General features: G+C 57.8%; 1 protein-coding gene. It reads left to right on the plus strand.

Going from position 1 to position 1,913, the window contains the following annotated elements; translation table 11 throughout:
* Positions 1 to 561: 561 nt before the first annotated feature.
* Entirely contained in the window at positions 562 to 1,797 is a 1,236-nt protein-coding gene (gene ltrA, locus GBM95_RS11595; protein WP_152159235.1) for a group II intron reverse transcriptase/maturase, read from the plus strand.
* Positions 1,798 to 1,913: the final 116 nt, after the last annotated feature.

The following is a 1,913-nucleotide window of genomic DNA, read 5'->3' on the forward strand; positions in this document are numbered from 1 at the left end:
TGGTGCGCTCGGCAGCGCACGTGTGTCTATGTGGTGAAAGTCCACTGACCGCCCGAGAAGGGGAAGGTCTAGCGACTCGGCAGAGTCAGGGAGGCAACAAACTGATGAAGGAAGCCGATAGCAAACAGCCAGTCCGACGAACAGGAAGCGGATGCGAGGCGTCTCAATTGGGAGAGCGAGCCAAAAGTCGTTAACCCGATACTTCTACGGACACAGTTGAGGCGTAAATCCGACGGATAGGGCTAGAAGCGCATGTGTGATACCCGGGGAGATCCCTGCCAGTGCCTATGGCTACCGACGTCGCAAGGCGGAGGGATGCTGGTTGGGAAGTCAGCCGAGGCCGTAGTAGGCGAAACCGCCGAAGGGCCGAATTCAAACATTGCAAGTAGAGGGTGCATATTTCTTCGACAGCGACGGCAGTAGCCGCGGGAAACCGTAATCGAAGCAAATCGAGTAGATCTGCCCGGAGGACGGAGGTCGGAAGCCGAGATCCAAGGAGCGGGGCCGGAGGCCGAACAAGCTACCGTAGGGATACACCATTGGACGAAAGCAGGAGGACCAGTGATAACGCTGGAAGAGGTGCTATCACCAAGAAACATGCTTCAGGCATGCGACCGGGTGATAACCAATAAGGGAGCTCCGGGGGTTGACGGCATGACTGTCGACCAATGCTCGGGGCACTTTGCCAAACATGGCGCGAGCATCTGCGCGCACATCCGGCAGGGAACGTATATTCCCTTCCCGGTGCGTCGCGTCGATATCCCAAAGCCGAACGGAGGCACCAGAATGCTGGGCATCCCGACGGTGCAGGACCGCGTGATCCAGCAGGCAATCGCGCAGATTCTGACGGCACACTACGACCCGACCTTTTCGGAATACAGCTATGGATTCCGTACGGGACGCAGTGCGCATGACGCGATCAAGCAATCGACCGCCTACATTGAAGGCGGCTGTCGCTTCATCGTAGAAATGGATCTTGCGAAGTTCTTCGATACGGTGAACCACGACAGACTGATGTCGCGCCTTGAGAAGGACTGCGCCGACAAACCGCTTCTGAAGCTGATCCGACGGTATTTGCGGACGGGCATCATGTCCGACGGGCTGGTTGAAGCTCGCGAGGAAGGCACGCCGCAAGGATCGCCGCTCAGCCCGATCCTGTCGCTGATCGTCCTTGACGAACTCGACAAGTTCTTGGAGAAGCGCGGATTGCGGTTCTGTAGGTACGCGGATGATTGCAACATATACGTGCAATCGCGCCTCGCGGGCGAACGTGCGCTGGCAACGGTAACGAAATTCATCGAGGAGACGCTCAAGTTGCGGGTTAACCGCGACAAGAGCGGCGTCTTTCGCCCTGGCAGGGCGAAATTCCTCGGCTATACGTTCTGGTGCCGGAAGCCCATCGCACACCCGAAAAGCATCAACAGGCTGAAGCAAAAGCTGAAGGATGTCTTCTTTCGGGCGCGTGGCTCATCGCTCCTCTCGACAATCAAGCGACTCAACATGATTCTGCGAGGATGGCGGAATTATTTCCAGCTTGACCTTCGCAGGTCGGTGTACTACGAGCTGGACTGCCACATCCGGAGGCACCTCCGGAAGCTGGTTTGGCTGGCATGGAAGAGGCCGAAACGCCGAATGGCGGCCCTGATCAAGCTGGGGATTCCCACTGCTGAAGCCAGGAAAGCCGCCGGTGTTGGATCAGGGGCTTGGAGGATGTCAGGAACGAAAACCATGCACAAGGCCTACCCGCTCGACTTCTTCCGACGTAACAAGCTGTACTCTCTGCTGGAGATGAAATAGCAACCTTCATTCATGTTTGAAAACCGCCGGATGCCGAACGGCATGTCCGAAAGGGCCCGATCACGGGGCCATGCGGTGTGGGAGGGGGTACCCTGCAAGGGGGCCCTCTACCCGAT

This window comes from Sutterella seckii (assembly GCF_009183815.1).
Classification (GTDB): Bacteria; Pseudomonadota; Gammaproteobacteria; order Burkholderiales; family Burkholderiaceae_F; genus Sutterella; species Sutterella seckii.